Raw genomic sequence first — 7262 nt, 5'->3', positions numbered from 1 at the left:
TATGTCTACGTGCCATGTCAGTGAATTTCCTCCTGCACCCATTATCGGATGCGAAACCCACACAGTCACTGGACTCCTACCCGGGGACCCAACCATGAGCACTTCGACGCCCCGGACACAAGGGACCTTCACGAGAAGCGACTCTTCCGCGTGGCTCGAGCCGATAGCCCGTTTCACTGGTCTGAGATCTCTGCTGAAGACAGTCCACGCAAGCATGCCGGCAATCTGCTTCGATGTTCCTGGCCATGGGGTCTTGTACTTCGCCAGCGACCTCGAGGGCGCCTACGCAGAGACCCTTGCCCGGTTCAGGCCATCACCAGCCATCAGGCAGCACGTGGCAGAACAAGATCCACACTCCATGATGGTCGGGGGAGTGCCGCGGGATTGGCGAGACAAGCGCACCATCGCAGAAGCGGTCCTCCGCGACCCCTTGTCCTTCCTTGATGTGGAAAGCGCCCGCACCCACGAGGTGCTGTCTTCTGCGATGGCTGCGGAGCTGGTCGACCTGGGAGAGGGAGTCATTGACGTGGCCAGTATCCGCGGACGCAACCGCCTACTGACCAGGGCCATCGCATCGTGGGCCTTTGATCAGCGAGATGCTGCCGGGCGCCCTGTATATGGGGGTCTTCGGTATCTCTCGCGCGTGGAGATCCGGTTTGAGTGTTGGGCCGTCTTCGACGGTGGCGAGTTCCGCGAAACGCAGACCGGCCCGATCGATCCCCAGGCAACCGAGCTGGTGTCCATCGTGGAACTCTACAAGCTGTGGGTCTTCTGAGCGCTCGTAGCTTCCCGCAGGCTTCGTTGGTGTGGGATCTAGGCGTTGGAGCAGGGCGCACTGGAGGTGAGGGGAGCGTAGAGGAAGCGTCGACTTCCAGGCTCCACTCACCGGTGACGACCTTGTGGCCGGCTAGCGCTTCTTGGCGTTGCGGTAGGCCTCGACGATGTCTCGATGCAGCCGGCCACGGGCGGAGACCTGGTGGCCGTTCTTCACTGCCCACTCGCGAATCTGGCGAGCCTCATTCTGCGGTGACGGTGGCGCAACGGCGCGGCCTTTGCGGACGTACTTCTTCAGCGTCTCGCGCAGTTCCTTTGCGTGATCATCGCTGAGGTCGATCTCGTAGAACCGAGCGTCGAAACCAAAGGTGACGGTCTCTTTGGCTTCGCTGCCATCAAGATCGTCTACAAGAACTACTTCTACCTTCTGAGCCATCTCATAACCTCACTGTTCAGTCGAGGACGAGGCAAGATCTACCTCGTCCTTCCAATCCACTCCTGCAGGGAGCGGTCCTGCAGAAGGCATAGCTAAAGATATGTCACCAGAAAATTATAGTCCTTGGTGGGGCACTCAGCTTTCAGTGTTTCACCAGCTAAAAATATGGTTCTGAAAGGCAAGTGGATCTGGGTGCGGGTTCTCGAAGGCCAATCAGAGAGGCTGCACCAGTGATGCAGCCTAAAGGGCCAATGAAGTGCCCCGGCGGCTCGCTCAATGGGGCCCTCGACCGTCGGGGACGACTGACACTTGGAACGTCGATCCTCATCCCTCGGGCTGGTGTGTTCCATCGTTGTGTCCGCATATGCTGGTGTCGTGGAGCGGATCGCGGAGTTATGGGACTGGCTGATTGACGTCACCGCGATCCTTGGAACCTTATTTTTGTTGATCGCGGTGATCCTCATCGTCCGCGGGGCCCTGCGGAAGCCGTGACCCGCAGCGCTGCGTACAGGTGTATCCACGCTGTGAGGCTTCTCCCGGGGGAGGGGGGGTGATTTCCTGCGGTGGCGGGTGGTCTGGCGATGGCCAGCGCGGCGACACGCAAGGCGTCCGGTGGATACGGGAAGCGACTTAGGTCGGCGGGGCCGTGGCGTATGGCGCGAAGGAAACCCTGGGCCTGTGGCGTTGGAGCATGAGCAAGCCCCGCTGACCTGATGCGGTAGCCAACGGGGCTTACCCCCCTGAATTATCCTGAAAAGACACAGTCTGGTTCGGAGTGTCTAAAACCTGACTGGTAATTCATATTAGAGGACTCCGCGAGCTGAAAGTAAGCCTTGCTTGGCTGGAAAGTGTGCCCGCTTCATATTTTCGGCGGTGAATTGGTATTCATCGCCATGCTGGGTGAATCTCGCCGGCTGCACTGGGCTGGCTGATCCGCGAAAAGGCGTCACGCGAGTGTTGTAGGGGGAGTCAGTCTCTAGCGGTACACCTCGCGGCGATGCCCGACGCGGAGCACCAGGATCACCAGCTCTGCATCCTCGATGTCATAGACAACGCGGTACTGGCCGACACGGATGCGGCACTCTCCGGCACCGCCGCTAAGTTGGACGTACCCATGAGGGCGAGGGTTCTGAGCGAGCTGCTCGATAGCTTCTTTGATCCGGAGACGGTCGCTGGGGTGGATCTTGCGGAGGGCTTTTGCGGCCGAGGGCTTATAAGCGATCGAGTACAAAGGCATATAGCAGGACAGCCCGGGCTCAGAGGTCCAGCTCGGCCATCAGCTCCTGGTGGGAGACGCTGCCGTTCTCGCTGCGGGCTTCTGCGGCGCCGTGAGTATCAGTCTGATCTTCTAGCGCTTGGATCGCTCGGTCGAAGAACTCAGGGGAGACCACGACTGCTCGCCGACGGCTGCCGCGGCTGAGGATCTCTACCGGCTCGCGCTGGGCGTCGTCGAGGATTTTGCTCTGGTGGGCGCGGAAGTCACTGAGTGTTGTGCTGGTCATGACCGAATAGTACATCTTGTACAAAGGCGGCTCAACCGCTGCAGGCTTGAAGGGTCTCGTTAACCATTAGCTTTACGAGACAGTCGCTGGAGTGCGATCCGTGAATCGGTGTGAAACGCAGCGATGAGCCGCTAAAGTGCTCAGTTCCCGGTTGAGAGCTATGAAGCTGGGCCCCGGACGATCCTGTTCGGGTGCCAGGGTGGCGGGTTCTGAGGAAGCTGGCGTGAACGGCGGATCAGGTGCGGTGGGAAAAGAGACCTCACCACAATTCAGCTGCTGACCCCCACTGCTCTGGCTCGTTTGGTTGCACCGTTCAACCTTTCTGGTCATCCGGCCCTCAGCATTCCATTCGTGGGGCCCAAACGGGAGATGCCGGTTGGTGTGTAGCTGGTCGGTCCCTGAAACTGTGACCCTGCGCTGCTGGCTGCTGCAGAGACGGTCGAAACCCTTATCGGCAGCCCATACGACAAGTTTGAGTAGCGTTGGGGGCCGGTGTCTGCCGCACCGTCTACAGTTCACTGAGGCGGTGGTATGCAGATGAGGGATGGAACAGTACGTGCAGCGTTTATCGCGCTGACGGTGGCTGTCTCATCGGGTGTCGCCACGTTCTTCACCCTCTATTCACTCATTCCGGCAGCCAGGGCCGAGAGCCCCGAAGCGGGCAGCCTGTACGTGGGGGTCCTCATGACTTGCGTCATCGCTGTTCAGGTGGGGACTCCTGCATTGGTGCGGCGCTTTTCCTTACGCAGTGTTGTCCTTGGCTCGCTGCTTGTGCTGGGGGTTGGAGCGTTGGTGACTGGCACCTTCGGCACAGGGCCACTCCACGGTGCCGAACTCATTGGTCTGCTGGCCGGTGGGGTGGTGGCCGGTGCTGGTTTCGGAGTGCTTATTGTTGCCGGCTCCCAGGGGGTGGGGCTGCTGGTGCCTGGCCTGGGACTAGGTCAGGCATTGGGCATGTATGGACTCGTCACCATGCTCGCTACCGCGTTGGGATCTCCTGCGGGCGTGCAGCTGGCACTGTCCACCTCGCCGGCAGTGTTCGGCGTGGTGGCAGCAGGGCTGTGCGTCCTCGGTGCGGTGATTGCCGCACGGATTCCACGCATCACTGGCAAGCATCTGGGAGACGGGTGCAGCACGAAGACTGCGAAAGACCTGCCCGTAATCACTACTTCAGGGGCATTACGGCTGCTGGCTCTGACCTTGGTCTTCCTCCTGCTTGCCGTTGTCTTTCTTGCCCATGGGATCACTAGCCTCCCGGCGTACGCGCGGGGCACGGTAGAGCCTGCACTGACCATCCTGCTGGTTCAGATAGGAGCCGCAGCTGGCAGGTGGTTTGGCGGAGCGGCAGAGGCGCGGTTGACGCGGGTAGGCGCTATCACCGTTGCCGCCGCTCTGGTGATTCTCGGTGCGAGCGGCGGCATGCTGGGCACCCACAGCCTCGTTCTAGGTGCGGCTGCGATCGTTATGGGCGCAGGGGTCGGCACGGCGCAGACTGTGGGTCTTCACATGGCGATGCGACGCATCGATGCAGGTCGAGCCTCAGTGGTGTGGAACCTGGCTGTAGATGGTGGTCTATGGCTGGGCGGAGTTCTCGCAGGTCTGGCTCTGGCCCGAGGGATACTTGATGTAGGGATCCTCGCCAGCGCGTGTCTGTTTGCAGTAGTCGGCGCGGCACTTGCAGTGCAAGAACACAGACGCGAGCGGCCAAGAGCCTGAAACCCTGCAGAGCCAGCGGCGGCCCCTAATCCCACGATGCCACGATGCCACGATGCCTTCGCTCTACGGCACCCCGCAAGATAATGGGCTCATCGCAGATGAGGGTGTAGCAGGGGTCTGAATCCTCCAGTGTCGAGCAGTGATCTGGTGATGTAGTGAGCGAGGTTCCGGAATCCCAGGGCGGTTCCGCGGAGGTGCTCGAGTCTGCCGTTGATGGCTTCTGTGGGGCCATTGGAAGTACCTGGCCTGTCGAGATAGGCCAGGATGTCAGCAGCCCGGCGATGGAAGGTCCTCCCCAGGCTGATCAGCTCATGGAGTCGGCGCGGTACTGCCTGGCGCAGTGACTCGATCACGGCTTCCAGCTGTTCCCTGCCCTGGCTCTTGGAGGGGTTGCGGTAGGCGGCCACGTTCTTCTGATAGATCCTCCAGGTCGCTTCGACTTCGACGTGCTCATCGACTGTGAAGACCTTCTGCAGCCGCTGGTGCTGCTTGTCGGTGAGCAGGTCAGCGCCGGTGCGCTTCAGTTCTTCGGGTCCCGTAGAGCGGGTCACCAGATCGGCCCCGGTGGCCCAGGGTGTCTTGCTGGACCCGCTGTCGGCATCGATCCAGCGCGTCTCCTGCCAGGGCGACCACGTGGAACGGGTCCATCACCGCGGTGGCTTGTGGGAGCTCTTCGGCGGTGGCGGTCTTGAATCCGGTGAATCCGTCCATGGCGACCACCTCGATCCCATCCCGGAAGTCTGTGGTCTGGGCGTCGAGCCAGGTCTTGAACACCTGCTTCGAACGGCCGGCGACCATGTCCAGCAGCCGTGCCGGTGCCGGTGCCGTCGCGGGTCGGGGTCAGGTCGATGATCACCGTGACGAAGCGGGTGCCCCGCCCGGTGTGGCGCCAGCAGTGCTCATCGACGCCGATCACCTCGACCCCGTCGAAGCGGGCAGGGTCATTGATCAGCAACTGCCGACCTGCAGCGAGCACGGCGTCGTTGACCGTGTGCCAGGCCGCGCCGAGACTGGCGGCGATCCGGGTGATCGACATGTGGTCGATGACCAGTGATTTCAGCGCCCAGAGCACCGCGTGGCGGCTGAGTTTCGCTCGTGGTGCCGCAGCCTGTCTGGTGTCTTGTCGCCAGACTCGGGCGCAGTGGGCGCACCTGTATCGGCGTACCCGGATGAAGAGTGTGGTGGGTCGCCAGCCCAGCGGCACGTGTGCCAACCGGCGCACCACGGTGCCGGTGGAGACGCCTTCGGCCGCAGCTTCGGCACCAGGGTTCGTGTTCGGTCACCCGGCATTTGAGTACCGCCTGGAACGGTTCGAGGTGTTGGCTGGTGATGGTGAGTCCGAGCTGGTCGATCAGGCAGAAGCTATCGGTGTCGGGGGTGGTGAAAGTAGGCTTGGTCACGTCGAGGTCTTTTTAGATGGGCAGTATAGGAGCTTCCATCTTGGGAAGGCCTCGACGTTTATCTGCGCCCCGCCACGCCATCACGTGCCAGCGGTTGCTACACCCTCATTTGCGATGAGCCATTAAAGCGCATATTCGACGGCACAATGCGTGAGTGTGCGGCGAAATCCAGCTTGGGCAGCGTTTCGCCGTTTTGAACCTCCGCGGCTATTAGGGGCTCTTCTGGTCTTTACGGAGCCACGCCTTGGACCACGCCAATCCATAGCGCGGGCCCAAAACGCTAAAGGGGTGGGGGCGCGACATGGCGATTAGCCTTCCCTGAAAGGCCAGCGGCCATCTTCGTGTCGAAGACACTAAACCGCAGGTCAGATCAACCTGTCACCTCTCCGGACGGCAGGCCCAGACGCGCTTGCCATGGTTGCTTTGCGGGAGCAGGCACTACCGCGAACCACGCTGCACATGTGTCACGACTGTCACATTTTTGTCGCCTTACATAGGCCCGCGTTGACAGAGTGTGCACTTTAGTTACTATTAACAAAATGTCTACTAGAAATTTTAACTACCACCCGACGCGCCCACCTTCCTCACACGGAGTCCGGGCCTGAAGGCAGGAAGGTTCGCTCCGATGCTCGATCACCCGACCATGACAATCCGTGGGTACGAGAACCTTTTCGTCGCCGATATCGGAGCGCGCGGATTGCCCGACCGACACTCGGTGAACGCCGTGAAACTCTCGACACCAGCTGCGGTGGATATGTCGCAAGGAAGTGTGGGATCGACGACCACCGCAGGTGGATGCTGGCTCAGGTCCTGGATGTGTTCGAGGATTCACTTCACTGCGGCAACACGGAGTCCGCGCGGACGGCCAGTTCGACGCTTCGGTGCTCGCCCAGAGCGAAGCGACGGGGCGCGTGCCTGCCGTAGAGAAGACGCCGAATGTTGTGAGTCACGAGGGGGGGGTGTAGCTGATGGCCTCCGAGGGTGACGCGTTTTTTGACGTTCGTGAGGCTTTCGCTGAGCACAGGGGGTCCCTCTTCGGGTTCGCGCTCAATGCGTTGGGCGACCGGGCCGGGGCGGAGGATTGCGTACAGGAGGCTTTCGTTCGCGCTTGGCGGAGCAGAGAGCGGTATACCACTGCGCGTGGTTCGGTCCGGACATGGCTTTTCGCCATCGTGCGGAACCTTGTGACTGACGCATTGCGGGCTCGTTCCCGGCGCCCGGCACCGTCAGATCAGGAGAAGATTGAGTGGGCGAGTGAGTTGGTGACTGAGGATCGCCTTATCGTAGAGCGGTTGGACCTTTATGAGTCCCTGGCCACCCTGACCTATGAACACCGCCAGTGGGCTGACCCCGTTTTTTAGATCCAGTCGTTGTGAGAGTCGTCTTGTTGCCCGAGTCCTCGGGCGGGAAGACTGGTCAGATCATGACGAACAC

6 protein-coding genes and 1 pseudogene are annotated in these 7262 nt (G+C 61.2%); 3 read left to right on the top strand and 4 right to left on the bottom strand.

The annotated features are described in order from the left end of the window. Positions 1 to 94: 94 nt before the first annotated feature. Positions 95 to 775: an RES family NAD+ phosphorylase gene (locus EV640_RS13420; RefSeq protein WP_166645934.1), complete on the top strand. Its 681-nt coding sequence runs from the start codon at positions 95 to 97 to the stop codon at positions 773 to 775. Between the two features lie 132 nt (positions 776 to 907). On the opposite strand, the gene EV640_RS13415 is transcribed toward EV640_RS13420, so the two are convergent. The 3 genes from EV640_RS13415 to EV640_RS13405 all read right to left on the bottom strand — a co-directional run bounded on the left by EV640_RS13415 (position 908) and on the right by EV640_RS13405 (position 2712). Then, positions 908 to 1210 (bottom strand): histone-like nucleoid-structuring protein Lsr2, encoded by a 303-nt coding sequence (locus EV640_RS13415; RefSeq protein WP_133726720.1) that lies wholly within the window; start codon positions 1208 to 1210, stop codon positions 908 to 910. A gap of 976 nt (positions 1211 to 2186) precedes the next feature. Continuing rightward, positions 2187 to 2447: a type II toxin-antitoxin system RelE family toxin gene (locus tag EV640_RS13410; protein WP_133726719.1), complete on the bottom strand. Its 261-nt coding sequence runs from the start codon at positions 2445 to 2447 to the stop codon at positions 2187 to 2189. Between the two features lie 19 nt (positions 2448 to 2466). Next, positions 2467 to 2712, bottom strand: a complete 246-nt coding sequence (locus tag EV640_RS13405) for a type II toxin-antitoxin system prevent-host-death family antitoxin (protein WP_133726718.1) — start codon at positions 2710 to 2712, stop codon at positions 2467 to 2469. Positions 2713 to 3243: 531 nt separating this feature from the next. On the opposite strand from EV640_RS13405, the gene EV640_RS13400 reads away from it, so the two are divergent. Further along, the gene (locus EV640_RS13400; protein ID WP_133726717.1) at positions 3244 to 4428 is read left to right on the top strand and encodes an MFS transporter; all 1185 of its coding nucleotides are present in this window, start codon (positions 3244 to 3246) and stop codon (positions 4426 to 4428) included. 89 nt (positions 4429 to 4517) lie between these two features. On the opposite strand, the pseudogene EV640_RS13395 reads toward EV640_RS13400, so the two are convergent. Further along, positions 4518 to 5828: pseudogene (locus EV640_RS13395) on the bottom strand (ISL3 family transposase). 968 nt (positions 5829 to 6796) lie between these two features. Between EV640_RS13395 and EV640_RS14075 the strand changes: the two are divergent. Next, positions 6797 to 7189 carry a sigma-70 family RNA polymerase sigma factor gene (locus tag EV640_RS14075; RefSeq protein WP_133726716.1) on the top strand — a complete coding sequence of 131 codons (393 nt, stop codon included), beginning with the start codon at positions 6797 to 6799 and terminating at the stop codon, positions 7187 to 7189. The last annotated feature ends 73 nt before the right edge of the window (positions 7190 to 7262 follow it).

This window comes from Nesterenkonia aurantiaca, assembly GCF_004364585.1.
Taxonomy (GTDB): domain Bacteria; phylum Actinomycetota; class Actinomycetes; order Actinomycetales; family Micrococcaceae; genus Nesterenkonia; species Nesterenkonia aurantiaca.
The sequence above is the reverse complement of the archived record's forward strand: the minus strand, read 5'-3'. Positions and strand labels throughout refer to the sequence as shown.